Below are 22582 nucleotides of genomic sequence, written 5' to 3'. Positions count from 1 at the left end.
TCGACCGCGCCGTCGGAGTTGCCATATGACCGGACCATGGACACTCGCATCGAACCCTCTTCGCTCGCTGGCACCGCGCCGGACACCATCGCCATCTCCAACGTCAATCTCTCACTGGGCACGGGCGCGGCACGCGTTCATATCCTCAAGGATATCAGCTTGCGGGTCGGCCGTAGCGAGACGATCGGCCTGATCGGCCCGTCAGGCTCGGGCAAATCTACGCTGCTGATGGTGATGGCGGGGCTGGAGCGTCCTGATAGCGGAGAGGTGGTGGTATCAGGCACGCCTTTCAATGCCCTCGACGAGGATGCGCTGGCTCGCTTCCGCGGCCGCCAGGTCGGCATCGTCTTCCAGTCCTTTCATCTGATCCCGACCATGACGGCGCTGGAGAACGTCGCCGTGCCGCTCGAGCTTGCCGGCAATCCCGATGCTGCCAGGCGCGCGGCGCAGGAGTTGCAATCGGTCGGGCTCGGCGATCGCCTGCATCATTATCCGACGCAGCTGTCCGGCGGCGAGCAGCAGCGCGTCGCGCTCGCCCGCGCGCTGGCGCCCGATCCCGCGATCCTCGTCGCCGACGAGCCGACCGGCAATCTCGACGAGGCCACCGGCAAGCAGATCGTCGATCTTCTCTTCACCAAACATGCCGAGCGCGGCATGACCCTGGTGCTGGTCACGCACGATTCCTCACTCGCGCATCGCTGCGATCGCGTCATCCGCCTGCGCTCGGGCCGCATCGACACGCAGTCCGCGCCAGCATGAGCGCAGCAGTCGAACCGTTCGCGAAGCCCAACGGCGTCGCGCTGTCGCTGCGCTATGCGCTGCGCGAATTGCGCGGTGGCCTGCGCGGTTTCTACGTCTTCATCGCCTGCATCGCGCTCGGCGTGATGGCGATCGCCGGCGTCGGCTCGGTCTCTGCGAGCCTCTCCGACGGTCTCGCCCGCGAAGGCCGTACGCTGCTCGGCGGCGACGTGTCGTTCGTGCTGTTTCAGCGCGAGGCCAAGCCCGAGGAGGTCGCTTTCCTGCGCTCGCGCGGCACGGTCTCGACCGCGGCGACCCTGCGCGGCATGGCGCGCTCGGCCGACGGCAAGCTGGCGCTGGTCGAGATGAAGGCGGTCGACGACACCTATCCGATGCTCGGCAAGCTGACGCTGGCGCCACAGCTGCCGATGTCCGATCTGCTCGCGGAACGCGACGGCGCGTTCGGCGCCGCCGCCGATCCGACGCTGCTGGCCCGTATGTCGCTGAAGACCGGCGACCGTGTCACCGTCGGATCCGCGACGTTTCAGATCCGCTCGACCGTTGAGGCCGAACCCGACAAGCTCGCCGGTGGCATCGGTTTCGGGCCGCGCTTCCTGATCAGCGAGGCGGGCCTGCGCGCCACCGGCCTGATCCAGCCCGGCAGCCTGGTGCGCTGGGTCTACCGCGTGAAACTGCCAGATACCGCCAACAGCGAGCGCGCCACCGACGCCTTCATTGCGGACGCGCGCAACGCGGCGCCGCAAGCCGGCTGGGAGATCCGCAGCCGCTCCAATGCCTCGCCGCAGCTCGAACGCAACATCAGCCGCTTCACGCAGTTTTTGACGCTGGTCGGCCTCGCAGCGCTGCTGGTCGGCGGTGTCGGTGTCGCCAATGCCGTGAAGAGCCATATCGACCGCCGGCTCGAGGTGATCGCCGCCTTCAAGGCCGTCGGCGCCACCGGGCGCGACGTGTTCGGCATCTATCTGGCGCAGGTTCTCCTGCTCGCCGCGATCGGCTCGGTGATCGGCCTGGCACTGGGCGCCGCCATGCCGTTCGCCATCGTCGGCCTGTTTGGAAAACTGCTGCCGCTGCCGGTGGTGCCGGCGGTGCACGCCGACGAGCTCGCGCTGTCCTTCGTCTACGGCCTTCTGACCGCGCTCGCCTTCGGCCTGTGGCCGCTCGGGCGGGTGCATGACGTGCCGGTCGCCGCGCTGTTCCGCGACACCATCAGCTCCGAATGGCACCGGCCGCGCCTGGGCTATCTCGCGTTCATGGCCGTCGTGGTCGCGCTGCTGATCGCGGTCGTGATCGGATTGTCCTTCGACAAGCGCATCGCCGCGGTGTTCGTGGCCTCCTCCGTCGTCGTGTTCGCCCTGCTGCGCGGCATCGCCGCCCTGCTGATGACGATCGCACGGCGGCTGCCGCGCACGCGTCTGCCGATGCTGCGGCTCGCGATCGCCAACATCCACCGGCCGGGCGCGCTGACACCCTCCGTCGTGCTGTCGCTGGGCCTGGGCTTAGCCGTGCTCGTCACCATCACCCAGATCGACGGCAATCTGCGCCGGCAATTTCTCGCAGCGTTGCCGGACCGGGCCCCGTCGTTCTTCTTCATCGACATCCCGAGCACGCAGGCCGAGCAGTTCGACGGTTATCTGCGTCAGATCGCGCCGGGCGCGACCGTCGATGACGTGCCGATGCTGCGCGGGCGCATCGTCGGAGCGCGCGGCGTCCGTGCCGAGGACCTCAAGCCAACCACCGATTCCGAATGGGTGCTGCAAAGCGACCGCGGCCTGACCTACACCGCCGATTTGCCGAAGGGCTCCAAGGTGGTCGAGGGCGAGTGGTGGAAGGCCGACTATTCCGGCCCGCCGCTGGTCTCGATGGAGAAGAAGATCGCCGACGGGCTCGGCCTCAAGCTCGGCGACGAAATCGTGGTCAACGTGCTCGGCCGCGACATTCCCGCAAAAATCGGCAATCTGCGCACCATCGACTGGCAGGGGATGGGCATCAATTTCGTCCTGGTGTTCTCGCCGAACGCCTTCAAGGGCGCGCCGCACACCCATATCGCGACGCTGACCGAAACCGGCGGCGATGCGGCCGGCGACGGCAAGATCATCAAGCAGGTCGCCGACGCCTATCCGATGGTGACGAGCGTGCGCGTGCGCGAGGTGATGGAGACGGTCGGCTCGGTCGTGACCAATCTGGCGCTGGCGATCCGCGGCGCCAGCGCCGTGACCCTGATCTCGGCGATCCTGGTGCTGGGCGGGGCGCTCGCGGCCGGTCATCGCCACAGGGTCTACGATGCGGTCATCCTGAAGACGCTCGGCGCGACCCGGCTCCGGCTGCTCGGTGCCTATGCCCTCGAATATCTCCTGATTGGCCTCGCCACCGCGGTGTTCGGCGTGATCGCCGGCAGCGCCGCGGCCTGGATGATCGTGACGCGGCTGATGACGCTGAGCTTCGTCTGGCAGGCCGGCAGCGCGGCTGGCGTGGTCGCGGCCGCCCTCGTCGTCACGGTCGGGCTGGGGCTCGCCGGCACGCTGCTGGCGTTGAACAAAAAGCCCGCCACGGTGTTGCGGAATTTGTGACAAAATGTAGCGGGTGGCCGCGCGGGCACGGAATCGCACGATTCCTGCGATTAACTAGGTTGCTTGTCAGGCTCGCGTAAGGATTGCGCGCCGGAGGGCGACATTCAGCCGCGCGTGGAAGGTTGCAGCGAATGTGTTAGTTTCCCACATATCGGATGGGTTCGGAGCGCCGATTGTGAGCCAAATTTAAGTCGGCCCGCAGCGGCATCCGAGATAGAATTTGACGAACCGGCGGCATGGCGACCCTCATGCCGGACCGGACCAACCAACGGGAATTCGACCATGTCGGACCTAGACCGTAACTACGCTTCTCCTTTCGGCAGGGCCGCCGGGCGTGTTGACGCCGCGACGGTCGATGCCGGCCTGCGCGCCTATATGCTGCGCATCTACAACTACATGAGCATCGGCCTGGCCATCACCGGCCTGGCCGCGCTCGGCGTCTACATGGCCGCCGTGACGGACGTCCCCACCGCGGAGACCGTCCGGGTCGGCAAGCTGTTCCTGACGCCGTTCGGCTATGCGATGTTCGTGAGCCCGCTGAAATGGCTGTTCATGCTGGCACCGCTCGCCATGGTGTTCGTGATCTCGGCAGGCATCAACCGTCTCGCCCCCTCGACCGCCCAGATCCTGTTCTGGGTGTTCGCGGCGCTGATGGGCATCTCGCTGTCCTCGATCTTCCTGGTGTTCACGCACACCTCGATCGTGCGGGTGTTCTTCATCACGGCGGCGACCTTCGGTGCGCTCAGCCTCTACGGCTACACCACCAAGCGTGACCTGACCGGAATGGGCTCGTTCCTGTTCATGGGCCTGATCGGCATCATCATCGCGAGCGTGGTGAACCTGTTCCTGGCGAGCTCCTTGCTCCAGTTCATCGTGTCGGTGGTCGGCGTGCTGGTGTTCGCGGGCCTCACCGCCTGGGATACGCAGCGGCTGAAGAACGACTACATCTACGGCTACGCTTCGGCCGGCGGTGACATCGCAGAGCGTGCGGCCATCACCGGCGCGCTGTCGCTGTACCTGAACTTCATCAACCTGTTCACGCTGCTGCTGCAGCTCCTCGGCCAGCGCGACTAAGCGCCAGGATGAGAGAACGGACTCGAACCCCGGCCGAAAGGCCGGGGTTTTTGTTTGGGTCTTTGACCTCTCCTCGTCATTGCGAGGAGCTCTTGCGACGAAGCAATCCAGAGTCCCTCCGCAGATGCATTTCTGGATTGCTTCGCTGCGCTCACAATGACGGGTAGGGCAACGCCGAGGCCCCTTCCAGCGGCCGGGCGAAGGCTCTAATCTTCCCGCATGTCCGCACCTGAAATCAGGCCCACCACCGAGGCCGACCTTCCCGCCATCACCGCCATCTACCAGCAGGCTGTCCGCGAGGGCACCGCGACGTTCGAGCTGGAGCCACCCGACCTCGCCGAAATGACGCGCCGTTATCGCGCGCTGGTCGACGGCGGCTATCCCTATTTCGTCGCCATCCTCGAGGGACGCGTGGCCGGCTATGCCTATGCCGGCGCCTACCGGCCGCGGCCGGCCTACCGCTTCACGGTCGAGAACTCGATCTATCTCGACCCCTCCTTCCATCGCCGCGGCGTCGGCTCGTTGCTGCTGGAGCGGCTGATCACCGAATGCGAGGCGCGCGGCTTCCGCCAGATGATCGCGGTGATCGGCGATTCCGCCAATGCCGGCTCGATCGGCGTGCACACGCGGGGCGGCTTCAAGATGATCGGCACGCATCCCAGCGTCGGGCTGAAATTCGGCCGCTGGCTGGACACGGTGATGATGCAGCGCGACCTCGGCGAAGGCGCGAGCACGGTACCAACAAAATAGGTCTCGTAGGGTGGGCAAAGCGAAGCATGCCCACCAAGCGCGGCGATTGAGGAGAGATGGTGGGCACGGCGCTGCGCGCCTTTGCCCACTCTACGGCACCGTTCGTGGCGCTACACCACCGCCAGCTTGCGATCGATCACCAGCAGCACGCGCTCGAGCTCGTGGCCGCGGCGCAGGATCAGGCCGGTCGCCGAGATCACGCTGTACATGCCCTGCTTGCGCGCGAGGCGCGGATCCTTCTCGATGCGATAGATCGGCACTTCCGACGCGCGGCGGAAGACCGAGAACACGGCGCGGTCCTTGAGGAAGTCGATGGCATAGTCGCGCCACTCGCCGTCCGCGACCATGCGGCCATAGAGATTGAGGATGCGATGCAGCTCGAGCCGGTTGAACGTCACCCGGTTCGGTTGGGCGTTCGCAGCGACGGGATGCGCCGCCGCGCGCTGCCCGCTCGGATCGGCATCCTCCGACATCACACTCATGGAGCGCCTCCTGTCGCATCAGCATGACCGCGTCCGCGAAGACCGTCCCCGGAACCGCGGATCATGACAGTTGCATGATTGCGCCAACCGTCCCCCATCGCAAGAGCCTCTTCCACTCAACCGATCGAATCGGCTGCGAATCAGGGCACACGCAATAGTGGAACTCTGTCGCGGCAAACCGTCACGGGATCGTTAGCAGGAATCACAGGATCGCCGCTTTTCCGCCAAGCGCCCGCCGCCCTGCATTGCGAAAAGACCTGTGTGCGTTGACCCGGTCCTTTCGGTTCCGGATTCCTCAGCCCCCAGCCCCCCGGGGTCGAACAGGATCGGGTCTGTACGCGCGACAAGGAGGGCCAACGCGAGTTGGTCCTTTTTTGTTTGTGTCGGGATGTTTCCGGCGCGACCCGCTTTTTCCGAACCTCCGCGCAAAAATTCCCTCCCCTCATCCTGAGGAGCCGCGAAGCGGCGTCTCGAAGGATCGAGGCCACGCTGCGCCAGCCGGGCCTGCATGGTTCGAGACGGCGCTGGCGCGCCTCCTCACCATGAGGATTGAGAGTACGAAGCAAGAGAGAAATTCGGATCAGTGCAGCGACGTATACGCCGCGCCGAGCATCGCACCCGGCTTCTCTCGGCTGCCGTCCTGGACATAGACCACCGCGCCGTCGACGCCGTCGCGCGTGAGGTTCTCGATCGGCACGGTCCAGCTCTCCGGACGGCCGGTCCAGTCGCCGACCTTGAGCAGGTTGCGCACGACGTTGTGATAGGTGACCTGCTGTCCGCGATTTTCGCCGCGGCTGATCGCGATCGGCACCGATCTGGCGACCGAACAGATCCAGACCTCGCCGTGCGAGACCGCCGGCTCCTTGCTCGCGGCCACCGAGACGTTGATCTGCTTGCCCGAGAGCGACATCGTCACCGGCACGCTCATCACGCCGACGCCCCGGTCGGTCTTGCCGATCGCATTCTCGATGCCGGTCCGGTCGCTGCCGATGACATGGGTGGAGCCGTTGACCACGACCTGCGGCGTGTAGACTTCGCGATCGCCACGCATGCGCGAATAGGCACGCTGCCGTGCGGAGAAGCGCGAATCCGCCAGCGTGTCCTTCCAGCCGAGATAATCCCAATAGTCGATCGGCATGCTCAGCGCGATGATCGAGGGATCCTTGGAGAGATCGCCGATGATCTGGTCGGCGGGCGGGCAGGACGAGCAGCCCTGCGAGGTAAACAATTCGACAACGGCGCGGGGATCGGCGTGGGCGGGGCGGATGACGGCGACGATGGCACAGATGCCGAGTGCCCCCGACCAGAGTGCACCGGACCAGCGCGTAACCAGATTAGAAGCCATCATTCCAGTCATGTCTAACGTCACACATCGTCACTCGTTGGGGGAAAGCTTATCGCCTGATGGTCACCGTAGTCTTACGGGGCGCGGCACATTAGACCATCGGAGACGGGTTTCCGCCTGATGGGGCCATCTGAAGCGTGCCGCAAACGCGCGAAGGCGGCCTTTTGATAGGCCGCCTTCGTTTAACCTTCTACTCACTTCGCAGTGAGCCAATGTTCACAAATCCGCGCTTTACGCCGCGAGCTTGCGCAGCACGTAGTGCAGGATGCCGCCGTTGCGGTAGTAATCGAGCTCGTCGAGCGTATCGATGCGGCAAAGCAGCGAAACGCGCTGCAACGAGCCGTCGCCGGACACGATCTCCGCGATCAGCTTCTGGCGCGGCTTCAGATCGCCGACCAGACCGCGCAGCGTGACCTTCTCGTCGCCCTTGAGGCCGAGCGACGACCAGGAGGTGCCGTCCTCGAAGGTCAGCGGCAGCACGCCCATGCCGACCAGGTTGGAGCGATGGATACGCTCGAAGCTCTGGCAGATCACGGCGCGCACGCCGAGCAGACGGGTGCCCTTCGCGGCCCAGTCGCGCGACGAACCGTTGCCGTATTCGGCGCCGGCGAACACGACGAGCGGCACCTGCTCCTGCTGGTACTTCATCGCGGCGTCGTAGATCGACATCTGCTCGCCGTCGGGCCAGTGCTTGGTGAGACCGCCCTCGGGAATGTTGCCGTCCGCGCCCTTCAGCATGAAGTTCTTGATGCGGATGTTGGCGAAGGTGCCGCGCATCATCACTTCATGGTTGCCGCGGCGCGTGCCGTACTGGTTGAAGTCGGCCGGACGCACCTGGTGCTCGCTGAGATATTTGCCGGCGGGCGAGGTGAGCTTGATCGAACCGGCCGGCGAGATGTGGTCGGTGGTGATCTTGTCGCCGAACATGGCGAGGATGCGCGCCTCGACGATGTCGGTGACCGGCTCCGGCTCCTTCTTCATGCCGTCGAAATAAGGCGGGTTCTGCACATAGGTCGAAGACATGTTCCAGCGATAGGTCTCGCTCTCGACCGTCTTGATCTTGCGCCAGTTGGTGTCGCCCTTGAACACGTCGGCATACTTCTTCTTGAAGATCGACGCTGTCACGAACTTCTTCATGAAGGCGTTGATCTCCTTCGTCGTCGGCCAGATGTCCTTGAGGTACACCGGCTTGCCGTCCTTGCCTTCACCGATCGGCTCGACGGCGAGGTTCTTGGTGACGCTGCCGGCGAGTGCGTGGGCGACGACCAGCGGCGGCGAGGCCAGATAGTTCGCCTGCACGTCCGGCGAGACGCGGCCTTCGAAGTTGCGGTTACCGGAGAGCACCGCCGCGGCGACGATGCCGTTGTCGTTGATCGACTTCGATATCTCCTCCGGCAGCGGACCGGAATTGCCGATGCAGGTGGTGCAGCCGAAGCCGACCAGGTTGAAGCCGACCTTGTCGAGATCGGCCTGCAGACCGGAATCGGCGAGATAGCCCGCGACGACCTGGCTGCCCGGGGCGAGCGAGGTCTTCACCCACGGCTTTGCCTTGAGGCCCTTTGCGGCGGCGTTGCGCGCCAGCAGGCCGGCACCGATCAGCACGCTCGGATTCGAGGTGTTGGTGCAGGAGGTGATGGCGGCGATGACGACGTCGCCATGACCGATCTCGAAGTTCTTGCCCTCGACGGCAAAGCGCTTCGCCGGCTCTTCCGCCTTCTTGTACTCGGTGCCGAGCGCGAGCGAGAAACCTTCGGCGACTGACGGCAGCGCGATGCGGCCTTCGGGACGCTTCGGGCCGGCCATCGACGGCACGACGTCGGCGAGGTCGAGCGTCAGCGTTTCCGTGAACACAGGATCGGCCGACTTGGCGGTGCGGAACAGCCCTTGCGCCTTCGCATAGGCCTGCACCAGCGCGACGCGCGCCGGAGCGCGGCCGGAGGTCTTGAGATAATCGATCGCGGCGGCGTCGACCGGGAAGAAGCCGCAGGTCGCGCCATATTCGGGCGCCATGTTGGCGATGGTCGCCTTGTCGGCGACGGAGAGATTGTCGAGACCGGGGCCGAAGAACTCGACGAACTTGCCGACCACCCCGAGCTTGCGCAGCATCTGCGTCACGGTCAGCACGAGGTCGGTCGCGGTGACGCCTTCCTTCATCGCGCCCTTCAGCTTGAAGCCGACGACGTTGGGCAGCAGCATCGACAGCGGCTGGCCGAGCATGCAGGCTTCCGCCTCGATGCCGCCGACGCCCCAGCCGAGCACGGCGAGGCCGTTGACCATGGTGGTGTGGGAGTCGGTGCCGACCAGCGAATCCGGATAGGCGACCTCGAAGGTGCCGGTCTTCTTGCCGACCGTCATCTTCTCCTTCTTGGTCCAGACCGTCTGGGAGAGATATTCGAGATTGACCTGGTGGCAGATGCCGGTGCCGGGCGGCACCACGGAGAAGTTCGAGAACGCCTTCTGGCCCCACTTCAGGAACTCGTAGCGCTCCTGGTTCTGCTTGTATTCCTCGGCGACGTTCTTGCCGAAGGCCTTGTTGTCGCCGAAGAAGTTCACGATCACGGAGTGATCGATGACGAGGTCGACCGGCACCAGAGGGTTGATCTTCTCGGCATCGCCGCCGAGCTTCTGCATCGCGTTGCGCATCGCGGCGAGGTCAACGACAGCCGGCACGCCGGTGAAGTCCTGCATCAGCACGCGGGCCGGACGGAAGGCGATTTCATGCTCGAGCGACTTCTTGCGCAGCCATTTCGACACCGCGACGATGTCTTCCTTCTTGACCGAGCGGCCGTCCTCGTTACGGAGGAGGTTCTCGAGCAGGACCTTCATCGAATAGGGGAGTTTCGAAATTCCCTTCAGACCATTCTTCTCGGCCGTGGGCAGGCTGTAATAGACATAGGTCTTGGCGCCGACCTTGAGGGTCTTTTTGCATTTGAAGCTGTCGAGCGAGGTCATGTAGGAATCCCAATTGTTAGTTATACCCGGCAGGGTATTTTAACACCGTCAGCGTATCAGGCTGGGCCGCTTGCAGGGGCAGGTTGAGTTGCTGCATCAAGTAGTTCCGGGCTTATAGAAGCTTTCTAACCGCGCCGCCACAGCCACAATCGTGCCGCAGCAATCCGCGAGCCAAAAATTCCCATGCGCTACCCCAAGATTTCCTGAGGCCTGGCTTTGAGCGGGTTGGACCAAGACAAGATGCAGCTTTGCGGGCGCGGGGTGACCTGCGTGCGGGGCGGACGCGAGGTGTTTGCCGGGCTCGATTTCAAGGCGGTCTCGGGCGAGGCCGTGGCGGTCGTCGGCCGCAATGGATCGGGCAAGACCTCGCTGCTGCGGCTGATCGCGGGTCTGCTCATTCCGGCCGGCGGGACAATCGTATTGGACGGGGGCGACGCCGACATGACGCTGCCCGAGCAATGCCACTATCTCGGCCATCGCGACGCCCTGAAGCCGGCGTTGAGCGTTCAGGAAAATCTGTCGTTCTGGGCTGATTTTCTGGGCGGAGAGCGCGGCGACGCCGCCGAGAGCCTCGCCATCGTCGGGCTCGATCACGCCACGCATCTGCCCGCGGCCTTCCTGTCGGCCGGCCAGCGCCGCCGGCTGTCGCTGGCCCGGCTGCTGACCGTCCGCCGTCCGGTCTGGCTGCTGGACGAGCCGACCAACGCGCTCGACGTGGCCGGCCAGGACATGTTTTCCGGATTGATGCGGCAGCACGTGGCAAGCGGCGGCCTGATCATCGCCGCCACCCACGCCCCGCTCGGGATCGAATCGCGGGAGCTGCGGATCGGGGGTGTGGCGTGAGGCGGCCCGACCCTCAGATTTCCGGGCGGTCGCCCTCGGGCCTATCCGCAGGAGGCCGCCCATGACCGCCCTGTCCGCCCTGATCCGCCGGGATGTCAGGATCGCGCTCCGCGTTGGCGGCGGGGCGCTGATCGGGGTGCTGTTCTTCCTGACCGTGGTGGTGCTGATGCCGTTCGCGGTCGGGCCGGATCTGGCGCTGCTGTCGCGGCTGGGGCCGGCGATCCTGTGGCTCGGGGCGCTGCTGGCGAGCCTGCTGACGCTGGACCGGCTGTTTATGGCCGACCATGAGGACGGCTCGCTTGATCTGATCACGATGAGCCGGACACCGCTGGAACTCGCCTGCGCGGCCAAAGCGCTGGCGCATTGGCTGGCCGCCGGCCTGCCGCTGATTGTCGCAACCCCCGTGCTCGGCCTGCTGCTCAACCTCGACATGGTCGCCACCGGCGCGGTGGCGCTGACGCTTTTGGCGGGCACCCCGGCGCTGACCTTCACCGGCATGATCGGCGCAGCGCTGGCGGTGACGCTGCACCGGGGCGGGCTGCTGATGGCCGTGCTGGTGCTGCCGCTGTCGATTCCCGTGCTGATTTTCGGCGTCGCGGCCTCGCAGGCCGTGATCGTCGGTCCGATGACCTTCGGCGCGCCGTTCTCGATCCTGTGCGCGCTGTCGCTGGTCAGCCTCGTGATCGGTCCGTTCGCGGCGGCGGCGAGCCTGCGGCACGGGCTCGACTGAGATGGGCTCGACTGACCTTGACCCCGATCAACTTTAGACAACTTCTTTTGTGCTGATTGCCTCCCGTCACCCCCGCGATTATCAGGATGCCATGACGCTGATCGACCTTGCCAACCCGACCCGGTTCCTCGCGCTGACGGCGCGGGTGCTGCCGTGGCTTGCGGCTGCGACCGTCATCCTGCTCGCCATCGGCCTCTACCAGTCTGCGCTTGCGCCCGACGATTATCAGCAGGGCGCGACCGTGAAGATCATGTTCATCCACGTGCCCAATGCCTGGCTGTCGATGTTCGTCTGGGGCGTGATGAGCATTGCTTCGCTGGGCACGCTGGTGTGGCGGCATCCGCTCGCCGACGTCGCCGCGAAGGCGGCAGCTCCGATCGGCGCCAGCTTCACCTTTCTCGCGCTGCTCACGGGCTCGCTGTGGGGCCGGCCGATGTGGGGCACCTATTGGGAATGGGACGCGCGGCTGACCTCGGTCTTGATCCTCTTCCTGATGTATCTCGGCCTGATGGCGCTGTGGCGCGCGGTCGACGATCCCTCGCGCGCGGCGCGCGCCGCCGCCGTGCTGACCCTGGTCGGCGCCATCAACCTGCCCATCATCAAGTTCTCGGTCGACTGGTGGAACACGCTGCACCAGCCGGCCTCGGTGATGCGCATGGGCGGCTCGTCGCTCGACAAATCCTTTTTGATTCCGCTGCTGGTGATGGCGGTCGCGTTCACGCTGCTGTTCGTCACGCTGCACCTGGCTGCGATGCGCAACGAGATCCTGCGCCGCCGCGTCCGCTCGCTGCAAATGATGCAGGCGAGCCGCGTCGCGTTTTCGAGCGAGTTGAGCCCCGGTTCGCGTGAAGAAAATGCGTCAAAAGGGGCTGCGTGATGATGTCGCTCGGTCCTTACGCCTCCTTCATCGTGACGTCCTATGCCGCAGCCGCCCTCGTGGTCGTGATCCTGATCGGCTGGATTGTGCTCGATTATCGCAGCCAGACCCAGCGCCTGCGCGAGCTCGAGCGCAGCGGCGTCACGCGTCGTTCGGGGCGCAGCGCGACATGAGCGATCAATCGACCCCCGCAGCGCCGCAGCGCCGCACCTTCCTGATGGTGCTGCCGCTGATCGCGTTCATTGGCCTCGCGCTGTTGTTCTGGTTCCGGCTCGGCAGCGGCGATATCTCGCGGATTCCGTCCGCGCTGATCGGTCGTCCCGCGCCGCAGACGACGCTGCCGCCGCTCGAGGGATTGCGGGCCGACAATGCGCAGGTGCCGGGGCTCGATCCCGCCGCGTTCAAGGGCAAGGTCAGCCTCGTCAATGTCTGGGCGTCCTGGTGCGTGCCGTGCCACGACGAGGCGCCGCTGCTGACCGAGCTCGCCAAGGACAAGCGCTTCGAGCTGGTCGGCATCAACTACAAGGACGCGGCCGACAATGCGCGGCGCTTCCTCGGCCGCTACGGCAACCCGTTCGGCCGCGTCGGCGTCGACGCCAACGGCCGCGCCTCGATCGAATGGGGCGTCTACGGCGTGCCGGAGACTTTTGTCGTCGGGCGCGAGGGCACCATCGTCTACAAGCTGGTGGGACCGATCACGCCGGACAATCTGCGCACGGTGTTGTTGCCGCAGATGGAGAAGGCGCTGAAGGCGGGCAGCTGACGCGACTCTCGCGCCGCATACTCAACTGTCATCGCCCGACTTGATCGGGCGATCCAGTATTCCAGAGACGTCAGTCGTATACGGAGAGGCCGCGGCGTACATGCCCCGGTCAAGCCGGGGCATGACAGCGGTATGTGGGGCAAACGCTCGCCCTACCCCTTCCTTACATCCCCCGCGTCCGCTTCGCTCGCTTCCAGCGACACCGGCTCGAGGTGGTAGCGCTTGGTCAGCGGCATCTGGGCGATGGCGAAGACCATGGTCAGCGGGGTGACGCCAAACACCTTGAAGTTCACCCAGAAGTCCGTGCTCTGGGTGCGCCAGACGATCTCGTTCAGCACCGCCATGCCGGCAAAGAACAGCGCCCAGCGCAGCGTGAGGATGCGCCAGCCCTGCGGCGTCAGATTGAACATCTGGTCGAACATGACGGCGATGAAGGAGCGGCCGAACAGCAGGCCGCCACCAAGGATCGCGGCGAACAGGGCGTAGATGATGGTCGGCTTGACCTTGATGAAGGTCTCGTCGTGCAGCACCAGCGTCAGCGTGCCGAACACCAGCACGATCACGCCTGTGACGATCGCCATGATCGGGATGTGGCGCGTCACCACATAGGAGGCGATCATCGCCACCACGATCGCCACCATGAAGGCGCCGGTCGCGGCGAACAGATTGAACTTCGCATTCACGAAGAAGAACACGAGCAGCGGACCGAGCTCGGTCGCGAGCTTGAACAGCGGATGCGGCTGGGTCTTGTCCATTACCTGACCTTTGTTGCTGTCATCCCCCGCGAAGGCGGGGGATCCAGTATTCCGAGGCGCCTGTGATCAACCACCAGCAGCGCGGCGTACTGGATGCCCCGCCTGCGCGGGGCATGACAAAAGAAACCTACGACTCGATTCCGGCAATGGCGCGGGCGAAATCGCGCGCGGTGAACGGCGCGAGATCGTCGACGCCTTCGCCGACGCCGATGAAATGCACCGGCAGTTTGAATTTCTCCGCGAGCGCCACCAAGATGCCGCCGCGGGCGGTGCCGTCGAGCTTGGTCATCACGAGGCCGGTGACCCCGGCGGTGCGGTGGAAGGCTTCGACCTGCGACAGAGCGTTCTGGCCAACGGTGGCATCGAGCACCAGCAGCACCGCATGGGGCGCGGTGGTGTCCACCTTGCGGATGACGCGCACGACCTTTTCGAGCTCGTTCATCAGTTCGGCCTTGTTCTGCAAGCGGCCGGCGGTGTCGATCAGGAGCACGTCGACATTCTGCTCCTTTGCCGCCGTCAGCGCGTTGAAGGCAAGGCTGGCAGAATCCGAGCCCTGCGCGCCGGCGATCACGGGCGTTTTCGTGCGCTCGCCCCAGACCTTGAGCTGCTCGATGGCGGCCGCGCGAAACGTGTCGCCGGCGGCCAGCATCACCTTGCGGCCTTCGGACGCGAACTTTTGCGAGAGTTTTCCGATGGTCGTGGTCTTGCCGGAGCCGTTGACGCCGACCACGAGGATGACGAACGGCTTTTTGCCAGCGTCGATCTCGAGGGGCTTTGCCACCGGCGACAGCACTTTCTCGACCTCGGTCGCGACGACGTCCTTGACCTCGTCGGCCGAGATCGCCTTGTCGTAGCGCCCGGTGCCGACAGCGTCCGCGATCCGCACCGCGACTGATGTGCCGAGGTCGGCGCGCAGCAGCACGTCCTCGATGTCGTCGAGCATGGCGCGGTCGAGCTTGCGCTTGGTGACGAGATCGGCGACCGCGGTCCCGAGCGAGGACGAGGTGCGCTTCAGCCCGTTGGACAGGCGGCGCCACCAGCTCAGCTTGGGGGGATCTGACGTGGTATCGTTCATGGCGGGGGTGTGTTAGCCGTTCCGGCTCCCAAACGAAAGTCTTGACCGAAAGTCCTGCGATTGCTCGATGTTCCCCAATTGACGGCCGATGAAATCCTCGCCCGCGTGCTCCATCGCGACGGCCTGATGCTGATCATCGACAAGCCGTCCGGCCTGCCGGTGCATCGCGGCCCCAAGGGCGGCGCCAATCTGGAGGACTCCTTCGACGCGCTGCGTTTCGGCCTGCCGCGGCCGCCGGTGCTGGCCCACCGGCTGGACAAGGACACCTCCGGCTGCCTCGTGCTCGGCCGCCACCGAAAAGCCACCGCCTCGCTCGGCCTCCTCTTCAAGCACGGCAAGATCGGCAAGACCTACTGGACCGTGGTCGAGGGCGGCCCCACCGAAGACGAAGGCACCATCGACATGCCGCTCGGCCGGCTCAATGCCGAACGCGGCTGGTGGCAGAAGCCGGATCCGGAGGGTCAGAAGGCCGTCACCAACTGGAAGGTGATGGGGCGGGGCGAGGGCCTGACCTGGCTCGCCATGGAACCGGTGACGGGCCGAACCCATCAATTACGGGTGCATTCGTCCGCGACCGGCTGGCCGATCTACGGCGATAACATTTACGGCAACGGCCCGCGCTTCGGCGAGCCGAAGCTGCACCTGCATTCCCGCGAGATCGTGGTGCCGATCTCCCGGAACAAGGAGCCGGTCCGCGTGGTGGCGCCCGCCCCGCCCCACATGCACGAGAAGCTCCGCTCCTGCGGATGGAACGGAGAATAGCCCAATTGCTCGACCCTCATGGTGAGGGGGCGCGCTAGCGCCGTCTCGAACCATGCAGGCCCGACTGTCGCCCGGGGCCATCCTTCGAGACGCCCGCTTTGCGGGCTCCTCAGGATGAGGAGCAATGGTCGGTCAGGGAGCGGAGCAGTACCCGGTCATTGCCCCATGGTTTACGGAAAGTTCAGTGCTCGCCTCTAATGATAGCGGTTGCTTAGAACAAGCTTCCGTAATCTGCTCAGGACGAGCTGCGCGTCATGTCCACGGCCGAGTTATCGATTATCGACGAGGTCGAGTCCGCGCTTCGGACAGGCTCCGCGGAAAAAGGCCTGGCAACCGCCCGCCGCGTCACCGATCTGTTCCTGTCCTCCGCCGGCAATTTCAGTGACGAGCAGATCGCACTGTTCGACGACGTGCTCGAGCGCCTGATCGACACCATCGAGCTGCGCGCCATCGCCGACATGGGTGCGCGCGTTGCACTGGCCGAGATCAGCGCCCAGCTCGCGCCAATCGCGCAGGCGCCGCCCTCCGTGATCCGCCGCCTCGCCAGCAATGACGAGATCCGCATCGCCGGCCCCGTGCTGCAGGAATCCGCGCGCCTCGATGACGGCGAGCTGGTGAAGATCGCCTCCAGCAAGGGCGAGCCGCATCTGCTCGCGGTCGCCGGGCGCTGGTGGCTGAAGGAGATCGTCACCGACGCGCTGCTGGCGCGGCGCTATCCCAGCGTCAGCCGGCGGCTCGCTGCCAATCCCGGCGCGCGCGTCTCCGGCAAGGGATTTGCCGTCATCGTCGGTCAGGCCGAAAGCGATCCCGAACTCGCGGTCAGTGTCGGCGTCCGCGTCGACCTGCCCTCGGACCTGCGCCGCCAGTTGCTGCGCTCGGCGACGGATGCGGTGCGCACCCGCCTGCTGTCACGCGCGCCGCCGCATCTGTTCGAAGAGATCCAGACCGCGATCGCTGCCGTCACCATCGGCGTCGAGCGTGAAATGTCCGGCGTTCGCGATTTCGAGGGCGCCAAGCGGGCGATTGCAAATCTCAAGGCAACCGGCCAGCTCACCGAGGCGACGCTGCTCGGCTTCGCCAAACAGCGGCGGTATGAAGAAGCCGTGGCGGCGTTGGCGGCCCTGTCCGGATCGACCATCGAGGTGATTCGTCCGCTGATGCAGAGCCTGCGCGAAGACGGATTGCTGGTGCCGTGCAAGGCGGCCCAGCTCAGCTGGGAGACGACGGCCGCCGTGCTCGAAAGCCGTTTTGCGACCGGCGCGATGAAACCCGCCGACATCGCGAGAGCGCAAAGCAATTACGCGAGGATGACGCCGGAGAATGCGCGGCGCACGCTGCGGTTCTGGCAGGTGCGGGCGTCTTAAGGGGGTACGCTGCCCACCAAACTAACGAAGTCATCACCCGCGAAAGCGGGTGATCCAGTATTCCAGCGACTTTAGTGGGATACGGAAAGGCCGCAGCGTACTGGGTCGCCCGGTCGAGCCGGGCGACGACACCTATCGTGTGACGAGCCGCTCGCCATCATTGCCAGTGATCATCATCGGCACGACCCTGCCAACTTGCTTGCCCGCAATCGCCACCGGCAGATAGTGCTCGGTGCGCCCCTGACCGTCGCTCTCGATCAGCACCTCGCGCGTTGCGCCGAGCTCGGCGCTCAGCCGCTGCCGTAAGGCGGCTTCGCCAGATGCACGCAGCCGCTTCGCGCGGTCCTTGATCGCGCCGCCCGCAACCTGCGGCATCCGCGCGGCGGGTGTGCCGGGGCGTGGGGAATAGGGAAAGACGTGCAGGAACGTCAGGCCGCATTCCTCGACGAGATCGAGCGAGCGCGAGAACATCTCCTCGGTTTCGGTCGGGAAGCCCGCGATGATGTCGGCGCCGAACGCGATATCGGGCCGCAAACGGCGGACCTGGTCGCAGAACGCGATCGCGTCCTGCCGCGAATGCCGCCGCTTCATGCGCTTCAAAATCATGTCGTCGCCGGATTGCAGCGACAGATGCAGATGCGGCATCAGACGCGCGTCGTCGGCGATGGCATCGATCAGATCGGCATCGGCCTCGATCGAATCGATCGAGGAGATGCGCAGGCGCCTCAGCTCCGGCACGTGCCGCAAGATCTGCTTCGTCAATAGGCCGAGCTTTGGCGCGCCCGGCAGATCAGTACCATAGCTGGTGAGATCGACGCCGGTCAGCACGATCTCGGCGTGGCCGCGTTCGACCAGCGCCCGTACCTGCTCGACCACCGCGCCCATCGGCACCGAGCGTGAATTGCCGCGGCCATAAGGGATGATGCAGAACGTGCAGCGATGGTCGCAGCCGTTCTGGACCTGCACGAACACGCGCGGAAGGCCGGCAGCAAAACCGTCGATGAGATGCGGCGCCATCTCCTTCACCGACATGATGTCGCTGACGGCAACTTTTTCGCTGGCGTTGATGTCGAAAGCGTTGCGAGTCTCCCGCCACGCGGAAGCGCGCATCTTGTCGTCATTGCCGACGACGCGATCGACCTCGGCCATGTCGGCGAACATCTGGCTTTGCGTCTGCGCCGCGCAGCCGGTGACGACGATGCGCGCGCCGGGCCGCTCGCGCTTCAGCTTGCGGATCGACTGCCGCGCCTGCGCCACGGCCTCGTTGGTGACGGCGCAGCTATTGATGACGATGGTATCTGAAAGGCCCGCACCCTCGGCCTCGCGGCGGATCACCTCGGCCTCGAAGGCGTTGAGGCGGCAGCCGAAGGTGACGATGTCGACGGCCATCAGCCGGCCGGCGCAAACAGCGCCGGATCGAAATTGCCTTCAAATTCGAAGGTCGCCGTTCCCGTCATCAGCACGTGATCATCGCGCTCGCGCCATTCGATGCCGAGCTTGCCGCCGGGCAGCGTGATCTCGACCTTGCGCTCAGTGCGCTTCAACCGCGCCGCGGCAACCGCGGTGGCGCAGGCCGCCGAGCCGCAGGCCCTGGTGAGGCCGGCGCCGCGCTCCCAGGTGCGGATCGTAATGTGGTCGCGATCCACGATGTGGGCCAGCGTGATATTGGCGCGCTCGGGGAAGATCGGATGGTTTTCCAGGAGCGGACCGAAACGCTCGAGATCATGGGCGTTGACGTCCTCGACCCAGAAGATCGCGTGCGGATTGCCCATGCTCACGACAGAAGGCGAATGCAGGATCGGATTGTCGATCGGCCCGATCTGCAATTCGATGTAGCGGGTGTCGCGAAATTCCTCCGCCAGCGGGATGTCCTGCCAGCCGAATTTTGGCGCGCCCATGTCGACCGTGTAGAGGTCCGGCGCAGGACCCCGCCAGGCATTGAGCAGGCCGGCGGCCGTCTCGAATGTTGCCGTCGTCTGGCCGCTCTTCTCGAAGATGCGGCGGACCACGCAGCGCATGCCGTTGCCGCACGCGCCGGCCTCCGAGCCGTCATTATTGTAGATGCTGATGAAGGCTTCGGTGCCGTCGAGCCGGGGCTTCTGGAGCACCATGAGCTGGTCGTAAGGTACGCCGCCCCGCGCCGACGCCACCGCGCGGGCGTCGTCCGGCGTCACCTTTGCGGTGGAATCGCGCATGTCGACAACGACGATCTCGTTGCCGATGCCGTTCATCTTGGCAAATGCGTGATTGGCCAGCGCGCTCATGAAAATTCCCGAATTTCGCCTGCCTTATATGGCGATCCTTGCCGGCTTGGCCAGTGTTTTGCCGCCGAGCGCCGGACGTCTGCCATGACGCATCTGTCATGGGACGAATTCGGCGCTCGCGTGTTAGAACGGCGCAGTTCGCGCGAACCGGGATGCGCGGGCGGCGCCGACTTAAGGCCTTGGGGGCGTAAGGCCTTGGCGGATAAGCTGTTGGGGAGAATAAAATGTTCAGGTTTCGTCGTCTCGCTCTGGCCGCGCTGATCCCGGCAGCGGCCTTGTCGTTTGGTCTGACCGCCGCACCGGCGCAGACCCCAAGTCCGGCGCCGGCCGCGTCGGCAAGCCCTTCTTCGACAAGTCCCTCGCCGGCCCCGTCGGCCTCACCCGCACCGGCCGCCAGTGCCTCGCCTGCACCCGCCCCGGCACCATCGCCCGCGGCCAGCGCCTCACCGTCACCCAGCCCGGCGGCACCGCCGCCGGCCGCGGCCGCAACGCCCGCCCCGGTGCAGACCGCCGATCCCTTCGGCCAGGAGACCACGCTCGAGCCCCGGAAGGTCGTGATGGTCAAGGGCACCGCCAATTGGGATTCGGCCTTCGACACGCTGATCGACGCCTTCAAGGCGCTGAACACGCTGCTGGACAAGCAGGGCATCAAGCACGCCGGCAATTCGATGATCGTCTACACCTCGACCGACGACACCGGCTTCACCTTCCTCGCCGAGATCCCGGTCGATCAGGACCCCAAAAACCTGTCCAAGGACATGAGCATCGGCAAATCGCCGGAGGGCAAGGCGCTGAAATTCGTCCATCGCGGCTCCTACGACAACATGGACAACACCTATGAGGCGATCACCAATCACCTCGACGACAAGAAACTGGAAGCCAAGGACACCTTCGTCGAGGAGTACCTCACCGATCCCCTGAAGACGGCCGAGGACAAGCTCGTGATCAATGTGTTCGTGCCATTGAAGTGAGAGAAATGAAGAAGCCTGCCGTCCTTTCCATTACGTCTCTCGCCGCCGCTTTCGCCGCCACGCTGCTGGCAACGCCCGCGCGCGCCGACGATTTTCCGTCCGCCATTACGGTCAGCGGCGAAGCCACGATGTCCGCGGCGCCCGACCTCGCGCAGATCGACGCCGGCGTCGCCAACGACGCCAAGTCGGCGAAGGAGGCGTCCGACGCCAACAACGCCGCGATGGGCAAGGTGCTGCTGGCGCTGAAGGGCGCCGGCATCGCCGAGAAGGATTACCAGACCTCGCGGCTGTCGCTGCAGCCGCAATACGGCCAGAACAAATCCACCGGCGCCTCGCCCGTGGTCGGCTTCCGCGCCAGTAACCGCGTCACCGTCAAGATTCGCGACGTCACCAAGGTCGCCACCATCATCGATACGCTGGTCAGCGCCGGCGCCAACGACATCGGCAACATCTCCTTCGAAGTGACGCAGGCCTCAAAACTGCTCGACGATGCGCGTGAGCAGGCGGTCGCGGACGCGCGGCGCAAGGCGGAGATCTACGCCAAGGCGACAGGTGTCACGCTCGGCGCGCCGATCAGCGTCGCCGAAGGCGGCGCACCGGTGCCGTTGTTCAAGGCGCGGATGGCGACAGCGCCGATGGCCGCGCCAGCCGCCGTTGCACCGGGCGAGGAAACGCTGTCGGTGACGGTGAATGTGAGCTGGGCGATCAAGGCGGGGCAGTAAGCTCTGTGAGAGGCACACTGCCTGCTACGAATACAGGTGTCGTCCCCGCGAACGCGGGGACCCATAACCACAGGGAGGAGTCGTGGTGCGAGCTGGTAACCACGAGTCTTCGCCAAACCTGATCCTGTGGTTATGGGTCCCGGATCTGCGCTTCGCTTGTCCGGGACGACAGCGGAGAATGACGCTAAATCTCGGCTAAATCTCCACCACCTGCCCCGGCTTCATCGCGACGAACCGCTCCTGCGGTATCTTCGCGGCATCGAGCGCTTCCACCAGCGCCTTCGCCGGCGCATCGATCGCCTCGTCCGTCAGCTGGAACGTGCCGTGGTGATGCCCGAGCGCTTCCTGCGCGCCGCAATCGGCCAGCGCTTTCACCGCATCCTCGGGATTCATGTGCTGATCGCGCATGAACCAGCGCGGCTCATAGGCGCCGATCGGGAGGATCGCCAGGCGCAGCGGCCCGTGCTTCTCGGCGACGCGGCGGAAATGCCCGCCATCGCCATAGCCGGAATCGCAGACAACGTAGATTTTGCCCGCCGGTGTCTCCAGCACGAAACTCGCCCACAGCGCCTTGTTGCGATCGAACATGCCGCGCGCCGACCAATGCCTTGTCGGCACCAGTGTCACGGCCACGCCGCCGCCGAGCTCGACGCGGTCGTGCCAGTCGAACGCGTCCACCTTGATCGAGGGATCCCAGCTGCGCATCGTTACGTCGTTGCCGAGCGGGGTGACCACGCGCGGGGCAAAATTCTTGGCGAGCCGCGATAGCGTCGCGATGTCCAGATGATCGTAATGGCCGTGCGAGACCAGCACGACGTCGATCTTCGGCAGCTTCTCGAAAGCGATGCCGGGATCGTTGTGGCGCTTCGGCCCGGCCCAGGCGACCGGCGAGACCCGCGAGGACCAGACCGGATCGACCAGGATGTTGAGGCCGCCGGTCTGGATCAGCCAGCTGGCATGGCCGACGAAGGAGAGCCGCACCTTGTCGCCGTCGATGCGCTCGGGCGGGGTGTCGGCGTGGGGGCTGGGGGCCCAATCCGGCCAGGTCGCGCGCTGCCGCTTGCCGCCGAACTGCCAGCGCAGCACCTCGCGAAGCGATTTCGGCGGCGCGCCGTCCGGATCGAAGAAGGTCAGGCCGTCGAAATGGTCGGAGACCGGGCCGTCATAGGTTTTCATGCGGGATATCCAGAGGGAGGGGACGCCGACCGATGCGCCGGCTCCGGCAAGCAGTCCGAACAGGCGGCGGCGGGTGATCGGCACGGGGCGGCTTCAGGGATGGTCGGGGCGGAAGGACATCACCCTGCTATATGGGCGCGGCCGGCAGAAAGGGAACCCGGCGCCAAAACAGTCTTATTTTCAGGGTCTTGCCCTGGCAAAGCCGCCCCGGCCCCCTAACTTTCCTTGACTTTTGGGCGGGAGCGGCGTTTAACCCCGCCACTTTCTCGGAAAGGCTTTCTTTTCGACCCGCCGACTGGCCCTGGAGGCCGGAGGTCAACGCCCGACAGCGCTTTGCGCCCTCGGGCGTAA

21 protein-coding genes are annotated in these 22582 nt (G+C 65.5%); 13 read left to right on the top strand and 8 right to left on the bottom strand.

Annotation, left to right across the window (positions count from 1 at the left end; all coding sequences use genetic code 11):
• Positions 1 to 36: 36 nt before the first annotated feature.
• The 4 genes from I3J27_RS01910 (at position 37) to I3J27_RS01895 (ending at position 5150) form a co-directional block, all read left to right on the top strand.
• Positions 37 to 759, top strand: a complete 723-nt coding sequence (locus I3J27_RS01910) for an ABC transporter ATP-binding protein (protein ID WP_270164603.1) — start codon at positions 37 to 39, stop codon at positions 757 to 759.
• Positions 756 to 3326 (top strand): ABC transporter permease, encoded by a 2571-nt coding sequence (locus tag I3J27_RS01905; RefSeq protein ID WP_270164601.1) that lies wholly within the window; start codon positions 756 to 758, stop codon positions 3324 to 3326. Before I3J27_RS01910 ends, I3J27_RS01905 begins: the two co-directional genes overlap by 4 nt.
• 282 nt (positions 3327 to 3608) lie before the next feature.
• Positions 3609 to 4400, top strand: a complete 792-nt coding sequence (locus I3J27_RS01900; RefSeq protein WP_270164599.1) for a Bax inhibitor-1/YccA family protein — start codon at positions 3609 to 3611, stop codon at positions 4398 to 4400.
• Positions 4401 to 4619: 219 nt separating this feature from the next.
• Entirely contained in the window at positions 4620 to 5150 is a 531-nt protein-coding gene (locus I3J27_RS01895) for a GNAT family N-acetyltransferase (protein WP_270164597.1), read from the top strand.
• A gap of 110 nt (positions 5151 to 5260) precedes the next feature.
• On the opposite strand, the gene I3J27_RS01890 is transcribed toward I3J27_RS01895, so the two are convergent.
• From I3J27_RS01890 to acnA, 3 genes are all read right to left on the bottom strand, one after another.
• The gene (locus I3J27_RS01890; protein ID WP_270164595.1) at positions 5261 to 5632 is read right to left on the bottom strand and encodes a DUF2794 domain-containing protein; all 372 of its coding nucleotides are present in this window, start codon (positions 5630 to 5632) and stop codon (positions 5261 to 5263) included.
• 580 nt (positions 5633 to 6212) lie between these two features.
• Positions 6213 to 6989: a DUF1223 domain-containing protein gene (locus I3J27_RS01885; protein ID WP_270164593.1), complete on the bottom strand. Its 777-nt coding sequence runs from the start codon at positions 6987 to 6989 to the stop codon at positions 6213 to 6215.
• Between the two features lie 219 nt (positions 6990 to 7208).
• Positions 7209 to 9929, bottom strand: a complete 2721-nt coding sequence (acnA, locus tag I3J27_RS01880; protein WP_270164591.1) for an aconitate hydratase AcnA — start codon at positions 9927 to 9929, stop codon at positions 7209 to 7211.
• Between the two features lie 240 nt (positions 9930 to 10169).
• Between acnA and ccmA the strand changes: the two genes are divergently transcribed.
• The 5 genes from ccmA to I3J27_RS01855 all read left to right on the top strand — a co-directional run bounded on the left by ccmA (position 10170) and on the right by I3J27_RS01855 (position 13142).
• Positions 10170 to 10772, top strand: coding sequence for a heme ABC exporter ATP-binding protein CcmA (ccmA, locus tag I3J27_RS01875; protein WP_270173016.1), 603 nt, complete (start codon positions 10170 to 10172; stop codon positions 10770 to 10772).
• A 61-nt stretch (positions 10773 to 10833) separates the two neighbouring features.
• On the top strand, positions 10834 to 11502 hold the full coding sequence (gene ccmB / locus I3J27_RS01870; protein WP_094972731.1) for a heme exporter protein CcmB: 669 nt from the start codon (positions 10834 to 10836) through the stop codon (positions 11500 to 11502).
• Between the two features lie 91 nt (positions 11503 to 11593).
• Positions 11594 to 12379 carry a heme ABC transporter permease gene (locus I3J27_RS01865; RefSeq protein WP_270164587.1) on the top strand — a complete coding sequence of 262 codons (786 nt, stop codon included), beginning with the start codon at positions 11594 to 11596 and terminating at the stop codon, positions 12377 to 12379.
• Positions 12376 to 12552: a heme exporter protein CcmD gene (ccmD, locus tag I3J27_RS01860; protein ID WP_270164585.1), complete on the top strand. Its 177-nt coding sequence runs from the start codon at positions 12376 to 12378 to the stop codon at positions 12550 to 12552. Before I3J27_RS01865 ends, ccmD begins: the two co-directional genes overlap by 4 nt.
• A complete protein-coding gene (locus I3J27_RS01855; protein WP_270164583.1) occupies positions 12549 to 13142 on the top strand; it encodes a DsbE family thiol:disulfide interchange protein in 594 nt (197 codons plus the stop codon). Before ccmD ends, I3J27_RS01855 begins: the two co-directional genes overlap by 4 nt.
• 152 nt (positions 13143 to 13294) lie before the next feature.
• On the opposite strand, the gene I3J27_RS01850 is transcribed toward I3J27_RS01855, so the two are convergent.
• Positions 13295 to 13897: a septation protein A gene (locus I3J27_RS01850; RefSeq protein WP_270164581.1), complete on the bottom strand. Its 603-nt coding sequence runs from the start codon at positions 13895 to 13897 to the stop codon at positions 13295 to 13297.
• A gap of 127 nt (positions 13898 to 14024) precedes the next feature.
• Positions 14025 to 14972, bottom strand: coding sequence for a signal recognition particle-docking protein FtsY (ftsY, locus tag I3J27_RS01845; RefSeq protein WP_270164579.1), 948 nt, complete (start codon positions 14970 to 14972; stop codon positions 14025 to 14027).
• 60 nt (positions 14973 to 15032) lie between these two features.
• Between ftsY and I3J27_RS01840 the strand changes: the two genes are divergently transcribed.
• Positions 15033 to 15734: an RluA family pseudouridine synthase gene (locus I3J27_RS01840; protein WP_270164577.1), complete on the top strand. Its 702-nt coding sequence runs from the start codon at positions 15033 to 15035 to the stop codon at positions 15732 to 15734.
• Between the two features lie 254 nt (positions 15735 to 15988).
• Complete coding sequence (locus tag I3J27_RS01835) at positions 15989 to 17098, top strand: DUF2336 domain-containing protein (RefSeq protein ID WP_270164575.1); 1110 nt, start codon at positions 15989 to 15991, stop codon at positions 17096 to 17098.
• Between the two features lie 132 nt (positions 17099 to 17230).
• Here I3J27_RS01835 and mtaB read toward each other — a convergent pair whose 3' ends face one another.
• The gene (gene mtaB, locus I3J27_RS01830) at positions 17231 to 18487 is read right to left on the bottom strand and encodes a tRNA (N(6)-L-threonylcarbamoyladenosine(37)-C(2))-methylthiotransferase MtaB (protein ID WP_270164573.1); all 1257 of its coding nucleotides are present in this window, start codon (positions 18485 to 18487) and stop codon (positions 17231 to 17233) included.
• On the bottom strand, positions 18487 to 19362 hold the full coding sequence (gene dapF / locus I3J27_RS01825) for a diaminopimelate epimerase (protein WP_270164571.1): 876 nt from the start codon (positions 19360 to 19362) through the stop codon (positions 18487 to 18489). The genes mtaB and dapF overlap by 1 nt, the downstream gene beginning before the upstream one ends.
• Positions 19363 to 19586: 224 nt before the next feature.
• Here dapF and I3J27_RS01820 point away from each other — a divergent pair, with 224 nt between their 5' ends.
• Together I3J27_RS01820 and I3J27_RS01815 are read left to right on the top strand one after the other, a co-directional pair.
• Positions 19587 to 20333 carry a GyrI-like domain-containing protein gene (locus I3J27_RS01820; protein WP_270164569.1) on the top strand — a complete coding sequence of 249 codons (747 nt, stop codon included), beginning with the start codon at positions 19587 to 19589 and terminating at the stop codon, positions 20331 to 20333.
• A 5-nt stretch (positions 20334 to 20338) separates the two neighbouring features.
• Complete coding sequence (locus tag I3J27_RS01815) at positions 20339 to 21055, top strand: SIMPL domain-containing protein (RefSeq protein ID WP_270164567.1); 717 nt, start codon at positions 20339 to 20341, stop codon at positions 21053 to 21055.
• A 195-nt stretch (positions 21056 to 21250) separates the two neighbouring features.
• On the opposite strand, the gene I3J27_RS01810 is transcribed toward I3J27_RS01815, so the two are convergent.
• Positions 21251 to 22315 (bottom strand): MBL fold metallo-hydrolase, encoded by a 1065-nt coding sequence (locus tag I3J27_RS01810; RefSeq protein WP_270164565.1) that lies wholly within the window; start codon positions 22313 to 22315, stop codon positions 21251 to 21253.
• Between the last annotated feature and the right edge of the window lie 267 nt (positions 22316 to 22582).

Source organism: Bradyrhizobium xenonodulans, from assembly GCF_027594865.1.
Taxonomy (GTDB): Bacteria; Pseudomonadota; Alphaproteobacteria; order Rhizobiales; family Xanthobacteraceae; genus Bradyrhizobium; species Bradyrhizobium xenonodulans.
Note: the sequence above shows the minus strand (reverse complement) of the source record. Positions and strands in the feature narration are given on the sequence as shown.